Origin of the sequence: Streptomyces sp. TS71-3 (genome assembly GCF_018327685.1) — a bacterium.
Taxonomy (GTDB): Bacteria; Actinomycetota; Actinomycetes; order Streptomycetales; family Streptomycetaceae; genus Streptomyces.
Map to the genome: position 1 here is coordinate 1063833 of NZ_BNEL01000003.1, position 15251 is coordinate 1079083.

Here is a 15251-nt window from a genome sequence, read left to right on the forward strand (position 1 = left end):
GTTATATTCATTGGGCGCACGATATTGTGCGTCCAATGAAGAATTCGCCCTCACTTCTGCCGCTGCTGCGGTCCCGCCTGCAAGGGGAGCTTCTGGCCCTCGTCCTGCTCCATCCTGATCAGGAGTTCAGCCTGACCGACCTGGCCCGTGATCTGGGCGTCTCGCACACGACCGTGCTGCGTGAGATCGAGCGGCTGGTGGAGGCCGGAATCCTGGCCGACCGCCGTGTCGGCCGCGCGCGTCTGGTGACCGCCCGTACGGACACGCCTGTGGCGCGGCCGCTCACTGAACTGATCGAGGTGTCCTTCGGCCCCCGGCCCCTGCTGGCCGATGCGCTACGGGGGGTCGCGGGGATCGAGCGCGCATACATCTACGGCTCGTGGGCCGCGCGTTATCACGGAGAATCCGGCCCGCCTCCAGGCGACGTCGACGTGCTGGTTGTCGGCAGCCCGGACCCGGACGAACTCTTCGACGTCGCGGAACACGCCGGTCGCCGACTGCGCCGTGAGGTCAACGTCCACCGTGTCAGCCCTACCGCTTGGGCGTCACCATCGACCGATCCGTTCCTCACCAGCGTTCGGGAGCGTCCGCTGGTCGAACTCGAACTCGAATCTGAATCCGAAGACGAAGACTAACCGAAGGGAGGGGCCTGAGCGTGCCCCCTTGGAACAAGGGCAGGGCGACCATCGACGAGATGCTCGCCCAAGGTGACCTCGAACGTGTCCCCGCGTCCCGTCAGGCCGCCGAAGCAGAAATGGCCAGGAGCCGGACACACATTCGCTCCGCCGGGCAACTCCTGACCTCCGACCCGGAGGGCGCCTACACGCTGGCGTACGACGCGGCGCGACGCGCACTGGCTGCGGTTCTCCAGAACCAGGGCCTGCGCGCCACCAGCCGCGGTGGCCACCGATCCGTCTACGAAGCGGTGCGGGCCCAGCTCGACCCTCCACTCGGCTCGGTCCTGCGTCCGTTCAACCGGATGCGCGCCCGCCGAAACGAAGTCGAGTACCGCTCGTCCGAGGCTCCGACCGTCACCACGGAAGAAGTCGCGGCAGACCTGCCCAAGGCGGAGTCGCTGATCGAACTCGCGGAGAAGGCGATTGCCGACATGCCGCGCTTCTGAGGCCCTGCGCCGGGGTTCATGCGGGGCCTGCCTCTGGTGCCCACATCCCGGCGCCCGCGCCTGTCCCGCGCGAGTGCCTGGCCGTCCCCGATCCGTGAGGTGCACCTCATCACCCCGGGGTGGAGCGGTGCTCCCTTGTGGGAGCGCTCTCTGGCGAGTGACCATGCCAGGGTGAGCATCGAACCGGCCGTGCGCCGCTACCGCCCGGATGACCGTCCCGCGCTGGACGACATCTGCATCCGCACCGGCCACCAGGGCGGCGACGCGCGGGAGCTCTACACGGACCCCGCCCTGCTGTCCACGATCTTCGCCGCGCCCTACGCGGAGATGGAGCCGGAGCTGACGTTCGTCCTGGACGACGGCACCGGGCGTGCCGTCGGCTACGTGCTGGGCACCGCGGACACGCCCCGCTTCGCCGACCGGTTCCGCGACGAGTGGCTGCCGCAGGTCACGGGGCGCTACCCGGTCCCGACCGAGGCGCCCACCACCCCCACCGAGATCATGGTGATGCTGCTCCACCACCCCGAGCGCATGGTCCGCCCCGGACTCGCCGAGTACCCCGCCCACCTGCACATCGACCTGCTCCCCGAGTGGCAGGGCCGCGGGTTCGGCCGCGCCCTGATGCACCGCTTCCTGGACGAGCTGCACGGGCGCGGGGTCCCCGCGGTGCACCTCAGCATGGTCACCGCCAACGTCAAGGCCCGTGCCTTCTACGACCGGCTCGGCTTCCGGGAGCTGGACGTGCCGGATCCGGCCACCGTGACGTATCTGGGGCGATCGACCGCGCGGGACTGACCGCGGGGCCAGGGCTTGCGGGCTGGTTTCTGGACTCACTCTGGACTTGCTAGTCCATTTTCTGTGATGCACGGTGGGCCGCGAGTGGGCCGCCCGATCCCCGTCGGAGGCGGTCCGTGAGGCGGGCCCGGATGAAGGGCCCGGACAACCGGGCCCGGCAGCGGGCCGTGCGAACGGAGTGTTCTTCCTGATGGCTCTCGACCAGTACTACCTGCTCGGACGCTCCGGGCTGCGCGTCAGCCGGCTGGCGCTGGGCACCATGAACTTCGGCGTCGCGGGATTCCACGCCTCCTACGGGAAGACGGAGGAGCAGGCCCGGCCCCTCTTCCGCCGCTACCTCGAAGCGGGCGGCAACTTCGTCGACACCGCCGACTTCTACACCGCGGGCCAGAGCGAGGTGATCCTCGGCAACCTCATCGCCGAGGCCAAGGTGCGCGAGCGGGTGGTGCTCACCACCAAGTTCACCAACAGCGTCGACCAGGGCGACCCCAACGCCGGCGGCAACGGCCGCAAGCACATGATCCGCGCGGTCGAGGACTCCCTGCGCCGGCTGCGCACCGACTACGTCGACCTGTTCATGCTGCACACCTGGGACCGGATCACCCCCGTCGAGGAGGTCCTGCGCACCTTCGACGACCTCACCCGGGCTGGCAAGATCCGCTACGCGGGGCTGTCGGACGTGCCCGCCTGGTACGCGGCCCGCGCCCAGACGTACGCCGAGGCGCACTCCCTCGTTCCCCTGGTGAGCCTCCAGCTCCCCTACTCCCTCGTCGAGCGGACCGTCGAGGACGAGCACGTGCCCATGGGCCAGAGCCTCGGCCTCGGCATCACCGCCTGGAGCCCGCTCGGCGGCGGCTTCCTCACCGGCAAGTACCGGCGCGACGACGCGGACCCGGGTGCCTCGGGCGGGCTCGGCCTCAGCGGTGAGGGGCGGCTCGGCGAGGGGGCGCCGTCCGGGCTCTCCCTGGGTGACCGGGAGTGGGGACTCCTTGAGGTCCTGCGGGATGTCGCCGACCGGCTCGGCGTGACGATGGCGCAGGTCGCCGTCAACTGGGTCGCCACCCGGCCCGGGATCGGGTCGGCGATCGTCGGCGCGAGCAGGCCCGAGCAGCTTGACGCGAACATGGCCGCGCTCGACTTCGAGATTCCGGCGGAGCTGCGGGGCCGGCTCGACGCGGCGAGTGCGGTGCCGCCGCGGTCGGTGTACCGGATGTTCACGCCCGAGTACCAGGGGTGGGTGATCAGCCCCGGGGTCAAGGTGGGGGACAAGCCGGTCGGGTATGTGGGTGCGGTGCGGAACTGGTAGGGCCGGGGCCGGGGCTCGGTTGTGCGATTGTGCGGGTACGCCGGTTTTTGCGCCCACGCGGCGGAGCCGCATATCGACACAGCCCCGCGCCCCCTGATCGGGGCGGAGCCCCGTCTTTTCAGGGGCGCGGGGATGGGGGTACCTCCCACGCCTTCAAGGCAGTGGGGGAGCGACCAGCCATCCACCCGCAGGTGGTCCGGATGCGGCAGAAACCAGCCGGAGCGGGGGAATCTATAATGGTCTAATTCGGTCAAATGTTGCAGTGGGGGTCTGTGCGGTAAGGGTGCGTGCAAGGAGGTGGGACGTGCGCGGGCGGGAGGAGAGCGCCGTCGGCGCCGCGGCCGGTGAGGAGGCGGTGCGGGGAGCCGCGGTGCTCGTCGACCAGGCGTTCGCCGACACCGCGCGTGCCGTGGGAGCGCACGTGGGCAACCTCTTCCTGCACGTCCCGGACCAGCAGGTGCTGCAGATGACGGCGGTGATCGGAGGGCCCAGCAGGCTCGCCGAACCGTGGTCACCGGTGGCGCTGGCGGCGCCGATACCGGCGGCCGAGGCGGCCCGGTCCCAGGCGCCCGTCCACCTCGCCGACCAGCAGGAGCTGGCCCGCCGCTTCCCCCGCGCCGCGCTCGTGTTCCCGTACTCGGTGGCCATCTACGCCGTGCCGTTGGTCGCCGGCGGCGCCTGCTGGGGGGTCATGCAGGTGCTGTGGCCCGGCAGCCACGCCGAACTGTCCGACGCGGAGCTGGCGACGACCGGCGAGGCCGCCGACCGGATGGCCCGGACGCTGAAGGAGGCCGCCGACCACGGGTATCCGGTGCGCCCGAGGGACGAGCCGTTCGCCGTGCCGCCGCCGCCCGTCACCCACGACCACGCTGCCGCGCTCACCGAGCGCTTCGCCGAAGGGTTCGTCGCGCTCGACCTGCACTGCCGGATGACCTTCGTCTCCGCCCGTGCGGCCCGGTTGCTCGGTCGCGACCGCGCCGAGCTGCTGGGCGCCGACATCGTGGACGTGCTGCCCTGGATGGCCGACCCCGATCACGACAACGCCTACCTCTCGGCATTCCTGAGCCGCGTGCCCACGGACTTCACCGCCAGGCGGCCGGACGGCGCCCGGCTGTCCGTCCAGCTCTGCCCGGACGACACCGGCATCAGCGTGAGGATCGGGTCCGCGTCCGCAGCGGACAGCGCGGCCGGGTCGCAGCGGGCGTCCGAGGACTCCCTCCGCTCCGCCCCCGTCACCACCGGCACCCTCTTCCACCTGCTGCACCTGACCGCGGCGCTCACGGAGGCCTCGGGGGTGCGGGAGGTGACCGAGTCGCTGATGGAGCAGATGATGCCGGTCCTGGGCGCCCAGGGCCTGGCGCTGATGGTCGCCGACGAGGGCCGGTTGCGTGTGGTGGACTCGCGCGGCTTCCCGCCCGAGATGAGCGGGTACCTCGACGGCATTCCGCTGGCCACCCAGACCGAGGGCATACGGACGATAGAGACCGGCACCGCCCGCTTCCACTCCGACAACACCGAGCTGGTGCGCGACCTCCCCCAGCACCGGCACTACCGCCTCATGGCCGCCTTCGCCTTCCTGCCGCTGACGGTCTCCAGCGGCACCTTCGGGTGCTGGGTGCTGGGCTACGACGAGCAGCGGGCCTTCCCGGCGGACGAACGCGCCGAGCTGACCTCGCTCGCCGGGATGATCTCGCAGGCGCTGGAACGGGCCCGGCTCCACGACGCCAACGCCCGCGTGGCGCGCGGCCTCCAGGACGGGCTGCTGCCGCGCCGCCTGCCGCAGGTGCGGGGCGTTGAGGTCGCCGCACGGTACCGTCCCGCGACCCACGCCCTGGACGTCGGCGGCGACTTCTACGACCTGATCGATTTCGGCGACGACTCCGTGGGGGCGGTGATCGGCGACGTCCAGGGGCACAGCGTCCAGGCGGCCGCCCTGATGGGCCAGATCCGCACCGCCGTGCACACCCATGCGCGGGTGGGCGCGCCGCCCGAGGAGATCCTTGCCCGCACCAACCGGTTGCTGATCGAGCTGAGCGGCAGCATGTTCTGCAGCTGCCTCTACGCCCATCTCGACGTGCCGGGGCAGCGGGTCGTGCTGGCCTGCGCCGGGCATCCACCGCCGATCCTGCGGCATCCGGACCACCACACCGAGGTCGTCGATCTGCCGCCGGGGCTGCTCCTCGGTGTCGAGGAGGAGCCGCGCTTCCAGTCGGTCGAGGTGCCGATGCCGCCCGGCAGCATGCTCGCCCTCTACAGCGACGGGCTCGTGGAGCGGCCCGGTGTCGATCTGGGGGTGTCCATCGACTCCCTCGCCGAGCAGGTGGCGCGGGCGGGGGGTGAGCGGCTCGATGTGTTCGCCGACGCGGTTGTTCGGTGGGCCGAGGAGACGGTGGTGCCTGAGAGCAGTGATGACATCGCGTTGCTGCTGGTGAGGGCGGAGCCCTCGGTCAGCCGTTGTGCGGGGTGACCCCTGACCGCCTCTGGCCCGCGCTGCCGGGGCATCCTTCTTGCGCAGTTCCCCGCGCCCCTGATCGGGGTGGTGCCTCTTGCGGTGGTTGGTTCGCTGCCCGTTCGTTGTGGTTGCTCGCGCCCACGCGGCAGAGCCGCATATCGACACAGTCCCGCGCCCCTTTCGGGGCGCAGCCCCACGTAGAGTGGCCGGTCGGGTCTCGGGGCCTCGCTCGGTGGACCCGGGCCGAACCGAGTCACCCCGTCAGCCCCCGTACCCCCGAACTCTCACGAGGCACCGCACCCATGGTCACCGACCCCGAACCCGAGCCCGTGCCGCTCGCCGGTGTGAGTGTTGTCGGTATCGGGGCCGACGGGTGGGGCGGGCTTGGCGGGGGTGCGCGGGATGCGGTGCTTGCCGCCGATGTCGTGATCGGGGGCGCCCGGCAACTGGCCCTGCTGCCCGCCGAGTGCCGTGCCGAGCGGGTGGTGTGGCCCTCGCCGTTGCGGCCCGCCGTAGGGCGGCTGCTCGTGGAGCATGCCGGGCGGCGGATCGTCGTTCTCGCCAGTGGGGATCCGCTCTTCTACGGCATCGGGCGCGCGGTCGCGGAGGAGGCGGCGGCGCTCGGTGACCGCGGTGTCGGGGTCCCGCGCATCCTCCCGCACCCCTCCTCCGTTTCGTACGCCTGCGCCCGGCTCGGCTGGGCCGTCGAGGACACCGGCGTCGTCACCCTCGTCGGCCGCCCCACCGACCGGCTCGCCGCTGCGCTGCACCACGGCCGCCGGCTGCTGGTGCTGAGCGCCGGGACCGGCACGCCCGCCGAGGTCGCCGCGCTGCTCCGGGACCGGGGCTTCGGGCCCAGCCGGCTCCGCGTACTCGAACAGCTCGGCGGGCCCCGGGAGCGGGTCGTCGGCGGGGACGCCGGGACCAGCGCCGACGCGTGGGCGGAGCCGCCCGGGGACCCCCTGAACATCGTGGCGGTCCAGTGCCGCAGGGCGCCCGGGGCGCTGCGCCTCGGCGCGGTGCCGGGGCTGCCCGACGAGGCCTACGAATCCGACGGGCAGCTCACCAAGCGGCACGTCCGCGCCGCCACGCTCGCGGCACTCGCCCCCGCGCCCGGCGAACTGCTCTGGGACATCGGCGGCGGCTCCGGCTCGATCGGCGTCGAGTGGCTGCGCACCCATCCGTCCTGCCGCGCCGTCACGGTCGAACGCGACCCGGTGCGCGCCGAGCGGATCGCGCGCAACGCCGCCCGGCTCGGCGTGCCCGCGCTGGACGTCGTCACCGGCGCCGCCCCCGCCGCGCTGGCCCACCTGCCCGCCCCCGACGCGGTGTTCGTCGGCGGCGGGCTGACCGCGCCCGGCCTGCTCGACGCCTGCTGGGCCGCGCTGCCGCCCGGCGGCCGGCTGGTCGCCAACACCGTCACCCTGGAGTCCGAGGCCCTCCTCGCCGACGCCCGCCGCAGGCACGGCGGCGACCTGGTGCGCCTCGCCGTGGCGCACGCCGTCCCCGTGGGCACGTTCACCGGCTGGCGGCAGGCCATGCCGGTCACGCAGTGGGCGGTGACCAAGCCGGGGGAGACGGGGGAGGCCGGGGACGCAGCCCCGGGTGACCCCGGTGCCGTAGCACCCGAGCCGCGAGGAGGCCCCTCATGACCGTCTACTTCATCGGCGCGGGACCCGGCGCCGCCGACCTGATCACCGTGCGGGGCGCGCGGCTGCTCGCCACCTGCCCGGTCTGCCTGTACGCGGGCAGCCTCGTGCCGCGCGAACTGCTGGAGTCCTGCCCGCCGGACGCCCGGCTCGTGGACACCCAGAAGCTCGACCTGGACCGCATCACCGCCGAACTGGTCGACGCGGACCGCGCCGGGCAGGACGTGGCGCGGCTGCACTCCGGTGACCCGTCCGTCTTCAGCGCCGTCGCCGAGCAGATGCGGCGGCTGGACGCGGCCGGCGTGCCGTACGAGATGGTGCCGGGCGTGCCCGCGTTCGCGGCCGCCGCGGCGGCGCTCGGGCGGGAGCTGACCGTGCCGACCGTCGGCCAGACCGTGATCCTCACCCGGCTCGCCCGGCAGGCCACCGCGATGCCGGACGGCGAGGACCTCGCCACGCTGGGCCGCAGCGGCGCCCTGCTGGTGCTGCACCTGGCGGTGCGGTACGCCGACGAGGCCGTCGCCGAACTGCTGCCGCACTACGGCGCCGACTGCCCGGCCGCGGTCGTGGCCTTCGCCAGCCGGCCGGACGAGGTGGTGCTGCGCGGCACCCTCGCCGGCATCGCCGAGCAGGTGCGCCGGGCCGGGATCACCCGGACCGCCGTGATCATCGTGGGCCGGACCCTGGCCGCGGCGGAGTTCCGCGACAGCCACCTCTACTCATCGGAGCGCGCGCGGGACTGAGGGCGGCCGAGCCGCGACGGTCTCATGCGGGCACCTGCGAGGGCGCAAGGGCCTGCGCGCGTGCGAGCGCCCCCGCGAGGTCGGCCCACAGGTCGTCCACGTGCTCCAGGCCCGTGGAGACGCGCAGCAGCCGCGGGGATATCCCGGCCTTCTCGCGCGAGTCCGGTTCCATCACGTGGTGGGTGAGCGAGACGGGATGCTGGATGAGGCTGTCCACGCTGCCGAGGCTGACGGCGGGGGTGAGGAGGCGGACGGCGCCGACGACCGCGTGCGGGTCGGCGGCCACCTCGAAGGACACCATCGCACCGCCCCCGTCCATCTGCTTGTCGGGTCGCGGCGCACCGTTCAGCCCGGGGTAGTGGACCCGCGTGACCGCCGGGTGGGCCGCGAGACGGCGGGCCAGCTCAGCGGCGGTGGCCGAGGCACGCTGCATCCGGACGGGGAGGGTGGAGAGGCCCCGGAGGAGCTGGTAGCCGGCGACCGGGTGCAGCACGCCTCCGGTGGCGAAGCGGATCTGCCGCAGGCTCCGGGCGAAGAGCTCGTCGCAGGCGATGACGCCGCCCATGACGTCACCGTGGCCGCCCAGGTACTTGGTGGCGCTGTGCAGGACGATGCCGGCGCCGCGGTCCAGGGGACGCTGGAGTGCCGGGGTCGCGAAGGTGTTGTCCACGAGCACGGGCACGGGCGCGCACGCGGCGGACAGCGCCTGGATGTCGACCTCGGTGAGGGTCGGGTTGGCGGGTGACTCGACGATCACCATCCCCGTGTCGCCCCTGATGGCGCCTGCGGCGTCACGGGCCTCCGCCCACGTCACCGAGGTGCCCAGCAGGCCCGTCTCCAGCAGGTGGTCGCTGGTCCCGTAGAGGGGGCGGATCGCCACGACGTGCGGGCGTCCCCGCATGACCAGGGCGAGCAGGCAGGCCGCCAGTGCCGCCATGCCACTGGCGAAGGCGACCGCCGCCTCGGCCCCTTCGAGCTCGGCGAGCGCCGACTCGAAGCGGCTGACCGTGGGGTTGCCGACCCGGCCGTAGATCGGCGGACCACCGTCGTCGACTCCGGCGCTGAACACGTCGAGCCGTGCCGCCTCGGCCGCGGTGTCACGTGAGGGGTAGGTGGTGGACAGGTCGAGGGGAGGGGCGTGCAGCCCGAGATCGACGAGATCGTCACGTCCCGCGTGGATGGCGCGGGTGGTCCAGTGATGCGAGGTCATGGGGGCATCCTCGGCACCTGGCCGCGCGTCCGGGGCCGGCGCCGTACAGAATTCGGGCCATGGCGAAAGACGTTGTCCTGGATTCGGTCGACCTCGCCCTTCTGCGGGAACTGCAGAACGATGGTCGGCTCCCCAACAAGACGCTGGCCCAGCGGATCGGCGTGGCGCCGTCGACGTGCCTCGCGCGCACCCAGCGGCTGATCGACTCCGGGGTCATCCTCGGCTTCCGGGCCGAGGTCAGCGCGGCGGCGATCGGCCGGCAGGTGCAGGCCGTGCTCGCCGTGCAGTTCGTCTCCCATTCACGCCCGCTGGTGGACCCGTTCGTGGCGTGGGCGCGCAGCCGTCCCCAGACGCGCGCGCTCTTCCACGTCACCGGCGCCTTCGACTTCCTCGTGCAGGCGGCGTGCAGCGACACGGAGGATCTCCAGGAACTCGTCCTGGAGTTCACCGGGCGCAGGGAGGTGGGGCGCGTGGAGACCCACCTCGTGTTCGGGTCGTGGCAAGGGGGGCCGCTCACGCCCGGTTAGGGCCGGTTCGCCAAGGCCCAGGGCTTAGCGGGTGCGCGGGGCTTACGACGTGGTCCGGCGCGCGTACACCTCTATCTCCATCTTCATCCGGGGGTCGGCGAGCCCGCACACCATCATCGTGGCCGCCGGCCGTACCTCGCCGAACGTGCGGCGCAGGACCGGCCAGCACGGCTCGAAGTCGTCCCGGTCGGGGAGCAGGTAGCGCACCCGCACCACGTCCGCGAACGTGCACCCCGCCTCGGCCAGGGCGAACCCGATCGTGCGCAGGCACTGCTCGGCCTGCTCCACCACGTCGTCGGAGATCGCCATGGTGGTGTAGTCGAAACCGGTGGTCCCGGAGACGTGCACCCAGTCGCCGTCGACGACGGCCCGGGCGTAGCCGATCTGCTCCTCGAAGGGGGAACCGGTCAGGATCGCGCGTCGTTCTGTCACCCGCCGAGCGCTAAGCGTGCGCCGCGGATACGTCCAGGCGCCCCCGGTGTCACGCTCGGCACACCTTCTCCGCCGCACCCCCTCGCGGGGCCTCACCGCACGGTGCTGCGCCCCACCACCGTTCCCGCGCGGTCGACGCAGATCACGTCCACCGCCACGGGCGCGCCGCGCAGCACGGACAGGGCGTGGTCGCGGGCCGCCCCCGCCACCAGGTCGCCCAGCGGCACGCCCGCCGCCGCGCAGAGCCGGAGCGCCTCCAGGCCGGTGTTGGCGGACGCGACCGCTTCCGCGAGCGTCTCGCCGGCCCCGCCGTGCCGGGCGAGTCCGGCGAGGAAGCCCTTGTCCACCTGCGAACGCGCCGAGTGCAGGTCGAGGTGCCCGGCCGCCAGCTTCGACAGCTTCGCGAAGCCGCCGCAGACGGTGAGCCGTTCCACGGGGTGCCGGCGCAGGTACTTGAGGACGGCGCCCGCGAAGTCCCCCATGTCGAGCAGGGCGTCCTCGGGCAGCCCGTACTCGTCGACGACGGTCCGCTCCGACGTCGACCCGGTGCATCCGGCCACGTGCCGGCGCCCCGCGGCGCGCGCGACGTCCACCCCGCGGCGGATCGAGTCGATCCACGCGGAGCACGAGTACGGCACGACGACGCCGGTGGTGCCGAGGACGGAGAGGCCGCCGAGGATGCCGAGCCGCGGGTTCCACGTCGAGCGGGCGATCTCCTCGCCGTTGTCGATGGAGAGGGTCACCTCGGCGTCCACGTCGGGGTCGGCGTCCGCCGCGGGGCGGGTGCCCGCCTCGGGGGTGGCGTGCGCTTCGGGGGCGGCGTCCGCCCCGGGATCGGCGTCCACTCCGGGGCCGGTGTCCGCCCCGGCACTGGCGTCCGCCACGCGATCGGCGTCCGCCACGGGGCCGTTGTCCACCACGGGACCGGCGCCCGCCGCGGCGCGTGCGTCTCGCGCCGCGCGGGCCAGGTTGTCGCGGATCATCTGCCGCGGCACGGGGTTGATCGCGGGCTCGCCGACGTCGAGCGGCAGGCCGGGGCGGGTGACGGTGCCGACGCCGGGGCCGGCCCTGAAGACCACGCCGGAACCGCGCGGAAGGCCCCGCACCCTCGCCCTGACCAGCGCGCCGTGCGTGACGTCCGGGTCGTCCCCGGCGTCCTTCACCACCCCCGCCATGGCCTCGCCGCGGTCCTCGTCCAGTTCCTCCACGGCCAGCGCGAACGCCACCGTCCGGCCGTCGGGCAGCACGATCCGCACCGGGTCCGGGAACTCGCCGGTGCGCAGCGCGACGGACGCCGCGGTGGCCGCGGCCGTCGCGCAGGCACCGGTGGTCCATCCGGGCCTCAGACCGCTGTGCTTCAGTTGACCCCGGCGCCCGCCCCGCGGCGCGCCGTCCGCCGCCTCGCTCAACGGAAGGACCTCCCCGCGATGCACGTACTCGTCCTCGGCGGCACCACGGAGGGCCGGAGGGTGGCGGAACTGCTGGCCGACGGAGGCGCGGCGGGAGCGGCGGGCGCCCGCTCCCCGGCCAGCACGGCCCCCGGCACGGGCGGGTTCGGCGCCGCGGTCCCTGGCGTGCCGGGCGCCACCCGGCCGGTGCCCGGCGGGCCGCCGGCCCGCGGACCGTCCTCGCGCACCCTGGCGGGGTTCCCGCACAAGGGCGCCGTGACACGGGTGACCACCTCGCTCGCCGGGCGGGTCGCCGCGCCCCGGATGCCCCCCGGCGAGGTGCGCGTCGGAGGCTTCGGCGGGATCGGCCCCATGGCGCGCTGGCTGACCGAGCACCGGGTCGACCTGCTCATCGACGCCACCCATCCCTTCGCCAGGACCATCAGTTTCCACGCGGCCGAGGCCGCCGACATGGCCCATGTTCCCCTGCTGGCACTGCGCCGCCCCGGCTGGGTGCCCGTCCCGGGTGACCGCTGGCATCCGGCCGGCTCGCTCGGCGACGCGGCGACGATGCTGCCCGCGCTCGGCGAGCGGATCTTCCTCACCACCGGGCGCACCGGCCTGGCAGCCTTCGCCGGGCTGGAGATGTCCTGGTTCCTCGTGCGCTCCGTGGACCGGCCGGGGCCGCCCTGCCCGCCGTACATGAAGGTCCTGCTGGACCGGGGCCCGTTCACCCTCGACGGGGAGCGCGACCTGCTGCGCCGGCACGGCATCGACGTCCTCGTCACCAAGGACAGCGGCGGCCTCGCCACCGCGCCCAAGCTCACCGCGGCCCGCGAGGCGGGCATCCCGGTCATCATGATCCGCCGCCCGCTGCCGCCCGAGGACGTGCCGGAGGTCAGCACGCCGGAGGAGGCGGTGGCGTGGATGCGGGTGCGGTGGGGCGGTTAGCGGCCCGAAGGGCCACCCATCGCGGCCGGCCCCCGCCCCCGCGGCACTCCTCGCCCTGCAACGCACCGTCGGCAACGCCGCCGTCGTGGAGATGCTGCGTTCGGCCGACCGCTCCCCGGCCCGGCAGCCGGTCCGGCACGGTCGCCAGGTCCACCGTCCCGCCGCTGCTACGGAAGCGGGACGCCGCCGGGATCGGGACGGCCGGGGAGCCGGCCGCTCGGATCGGCACGATCGGTGAGCCGGCCGCTCCCCTCAGCACGGCCGGGGAGCGGACCGTCCTCCGGGTAGCTGCGCGGCGTCCACGCGACCACCGTCTCCTCGCCGTCCGGGCCGCCGCGGCGCGCGGTGCGGGTCCGGGAGGAGCCGACGATGAGCAGGGTGCGCATGTCGACCTCGGCCGGGTCCAGCTCGCCGAGCCCCACCACGCGGACCTGCTCCCCGGGCCCGCCGACGTCCCGCGCGACGACCACCGGGGTGTCCGGGGCACGGTGTTCGAGCAGGACCTCGCGGGCCTTGCCGACCTGCCAGGTGCGGCTGCGGGAGCCCGGGTTGTAGAGGGCGATCACCAGGTCGGCCGAGGCGGCGGCCCGCAGCCGGTCCGCGATGACCTCCCACGGCTTGAGCCGGTCCGACAGCGACAGCGCCGCGTAGTCGTGCCCGAGGGGTGCCCCGGCCCGTGCGGCGGCGGCGTTCGCGGCGGTGACGCCCGGCAGCACCCGCACCGGAACGTCGCGGTAGGCGTCCTGCGCCGCCGCCTCCAGCACCGCCGTCGCCATCGCGAAGACGCCCGGGTCGCCCCCCGAGACGACCGCGACGCGCCGGCCGCGCCGCGCCAGGTCGAGCGCGAACTCGGCACGCTCCGCCTCCACCTTGTTGTCGCTGCCGTGCCGCCGCTGGCCCGGGCGGACCGGCACGCGCGCCAGATAGGTCGTGTAGCCGACGAGATCCTCGGCCGCGGCCAGCGCGCCCCGGCTCTCCGGCGTCAGCCACAGGGGCCCGGCGGGCCCGGTGCCCACCACGACGACCTCGCCGCGCGGGGCGGGAACGGGGGTGGGGGCGTCGGTGGGAGCCTGCGCGTGGGCGGGCGTGGTGGCGGGAGTGCCCGCGGGTGCCGGTCCCGTGGCGGGAGTGGCCCCGGAGGCGGGCGTCGCGTCCGGAGCGGTCGTGGCGGTGGGACGGGCCGGCGGGGGCGTGCGGCGGCTGGGCAGGACGGCCACCGAGAAGTACGGCACGGAGTCCGGGTCGACGGAGGCGAGTTCGCCGGTGCGCTCGCCGGGCATGGTGGCCCGCTCCACGTAGTGCGCGTCCGCGAGCCGCCCGGCCCGCTCCAGTGCACCGCGCACGGCGGTGAACGTGCGCCCCAGCTTCATCACCACCGCCGCGTCCGTCGCCGCGATCCGCGCCGCGAGCTCCTCCTCGGACAGCGTGCCCGGCAGCACCGTCAGCACCTCGTCGGCCTCCACCAGCGGGGTGCCGAGCCGGGCCGCTGCGGCGCTCACCGACGTCACGCCGGGCACCACCTCGGTCGGGTAGCGGTGCGCGAGGCGCTTGTGCATGTGCATGTAGGAGCCGTAGAAGAGCGGGTCGCCCTCCGCGAGCACCGCGACACCCCGCCCCGCGTCCAGGTGCGCGGCGAGCCGGGCCGCCGCCTCCTCGTAGAACTCGTCCAGTGCCCCGCGGTACCCGCCCGGATGGTCGGTGGCCTCCGTGGTGACCGGGTACACCAGGGCCTCTTCGATGTGGTCGGGGCGCAGGTAGCGCGCGGCGATGGACCGCGCGATCGACCGCCCGTGCCGCGCGCTGTGGTACGCGACCACGTCCGCCTCGCCGATCACCTCGACGGCGCGCACGGTGAGCAGGGCCGGATCGCCGGGGCCGAGCCCGACGCCGTACAGCCGCCCGGGTTCCGGGGCGCGGGTCTCCGGCTGGTGGGTTTCCGGGACGCTCTGCCCGGCACGGGTTTCCGGGTCACCGTGCCCGGCACCGGTCCCCGGGTCGTTCTCCCGGGCACGGACCTCCGGTTCGTTCTCCCGCGCGCTCACTCCGCCTCGCTCGCTATCGCGTTGACGGCGGCCGCGGCCATGGCGCTGCCGCCGCGCCGGCCGCGCACCACCAGGTGCTCGACGCCCGACGGGTCCGTGGCGAGCGCCTCCTTGGACTCCGCGGCGCCCACGAACCCGACGGGCACCCCGATGACGGCCGCCGGGCGGGGACCGTCCGGACCGCCCTCGGCCAGGATCTCCAGGAGCCGGAAGAGGGCGGTGGGGGCGTTGCCGACGGCGACCACTGCGCCGTCGAGGCGGTCGCGCCAGAGCTCCAGCGCGGCGGCGCTGCGCGTGGTGCCCAGCTTGGCGGCGAGGGCCGGCACGGACGGGTCCGAGAGCGTGCAGACGACGTCGTTGGCGGCCGGCAGCCGGCGCCTCGTGACGCCGCTCGCGACCATCTGCGCGTCGCACAGCACCGGCGCCCCGGCACGCAGCGCGGCGCGCGCCCGGGCCACCACGCCCGGCGTGTGGACGAGGTCGCGCACCAGGTCGACCATGCCGCAGGCGTGGATCATCCGGACCGCGACCTGGGCCACGTCGGCGGGCAGATGCGCGAGATCCGCCTCCGCCCTGATGGTCGCGAAGGACTGCCGGTAGATCGCGGCCCCGTCCTTCTCATACTCGAACACG

At 74.2% G+C, this 15251-nt stretch carries 14 protein-coding genes; 9 read left to right on the forward strand and 5 right to left on the reverse strand.

Going from position 1 to position 15251, the window contains the following annotated elements:
* The first annotated feature begins 35 nt into the window (after window positions 1-35).
* From Sm713_RS28910 to cobM, 7 genes are all read left to right on the forward strand, one after another.
* Window positions 36-635: a helix-turn-helix domain-containing protein gene (locus tag Sm713_RS28910; protein WP_212912948.1), complete on the forward strand. Its 600-nt coding sequence runs from the start codon at window positions 36-38 to the stop codon at window positions 633-635.
* Window positions 636-655: 20 nt separating this feature from the next.
* Window positions 656-1123: a hypothetical protein gene (locus Sm713_RS28915; protein WP_249416759.1), complete on the forward strand. Its 468-nt coding sequence runs from the start codon at window positions 656-658 to the stop codon at window positions 1121-1123.
* Between the two features lie 171 nt (window positions 1124-1294).
* Window positions 1295-1918, forward strand: a complete 624-nt coding sequence (locus Sm713_RS28920) for an N-acetyltransferase (protein WP_212912949.1) — start codon at window positions 1295-1297, stop codon at window positions 1916-1918.
* A 190-nt stretch (window positions 1919-2108) separates the two neighbouring features.
* On the forward strand, window positions 2109-3224 hold the full coding sequence (locus Sm713_RS28925) for an aldo/keto reductase (RefSeq protein ID WP_212912950.1): 1116 nt from the start codon (window positions 2109-2111) through the stop codon (window positions 3222-3224).
* Between the two features lie 304 nt (window positions 3225-3528).
* Window positions 3529-5691: a SpoIIE family protein phosphatase gene (locus Sm713_RS28930; RefSeq protein ID WP_249416760.1), complete on the forward strand. Its 2163-nt coding sequence runs from the start codon at window positions 3529-3531 to the stop codon at window positions 5689-5691.
* 287 nt (window positions 5692-5978) lie between these two features.
* Entirely contained in the window at window positions 5979-7328 is a 1350-nt protein-coding gene (gene cbiE / locus Sm713_RS28935) for a precorrin-6y C5,15-methyltransferase (decarboxylating) subunit CbiE (protein ID WP_212912951.1), read from the forward strand.
* Window positions 7325-8068, forward strand: a complete 744-nt coding sequence (gene cobM / locus Sm713_RS28940; RefSeq protein ID WP_212912952.1) for a precorrin-4 C(11)-methyltransferase — start codon at window positions 7325-7327, stop codon at window positions 8066-8068. Before cbiE ends, cobM begins: the two co-directional genes overlap by 4 nt.
* Before the next feature lie 22 nt (window positions 8069-8090).
* Here cobM and Sm713_RS28945 read toward each other — a convergent pair whose 3' ends face one another.
* Complete coding sequence (locus tag Sm713_RS28945; protein ID WP_212912953.1) at window positions 8091-9278, reverse strand: PLP-dependent aspartate aminotransferase family protein; 1188 nt, start codon at window positions 9276-9278, stop codon at window positions 8091-8093.
* Between the two features lie 59 nt (window positions 9279-9337).
* Between Sm713_RS28945 and Sm713_RS28950 the strand changes: the two genes are divergently transcribed.
* A complete protein-coding gene (locus Sm713_RS28950) occupies window positions 9338-9805 on the forward strand; it encodes an Lrp/AsnC family transcriptional regulator (RefSeq protein ID WP_212912954.1) in 468 nt (155 codons plus the stop codon).
* Between the two features lie 42 nt (window positions 9806-9847).
* Here Sm713_RS28950 and Sm713_RS28955 read toward each other — a convergent pair whose 3' ends face one another.
* Complete coding sequence (locus Sm713_RS28955; protein ID WP_212912955.1) at window positions 9848-10237, reverse strand: RidA family protein; 390 nt, start codon at window positions 10235-10237, stop codon at window positions 9848-9850.
* Between the two features lie 92 nt (window positions 10238-10329).
* Window positions 10330-11670: a cobalt-precorrin-5B (C(1))-methyltransferase CbiD gene (gene cbiD, locus Sm713_RS40775; RefSeq protein ID WP_249416761.1), complete on the reverse strand. Its 1341-nt coding sequence runs from the start codon at window positions 11668-11670 to the stop codon at window positions 10330-10332.
* Between cbiD and Sm713_RS28970 the strand changes: the two genes are divergently transcribed.
* Window positions 11665-12576 carry a cobalt-precorrin-6A reductase gene (locus Sm713_RS28970; protein ID WP_212912956.1) on the forward strand — a complete coding sequence of 304 codons (912 nt, stop codon included), beginning with the start codon at window positions 11665-11667 and terminating at the stop codon, window positions 12574-12576. The genes cbiD and Sm713_RS28970 overlap by 6 nt on opposite strands.
* Window positions 12577-12743: 167 nt before the next feature.
* On the opposite strand, the gene Sm713_RS28975 is transcribed toward Sm713_RS28970, so the two are convergent.
* Window positions 12744-14471 carry a precorrin-2 C(20)-methyltransferase gene (locus Sm713_RS28975; RefSeq protein WP_212914927.1) on the reverse strand — a complete coding sequence of 576 codons (1728 nt, stop codon included), beginning with the start codon at window positions 14469-14471 and terminating at the stop codon, window positions 12744-12746.
* Between the two features lie 143 nt (window positions 14472-14614).
* Window positions 14615-15250 (reverse strand): precorrin-8X methylmutase, encoded by a 636-nt coding sequence (locus Sm713_RS28980; RefSeq protein ID WP_212912957.1) that lies wholly within the window; start codon window positions 15248-15250, stop codon window positions 14615-14617.
* Window position 15251: the final 1 nt, after the last annotated feature.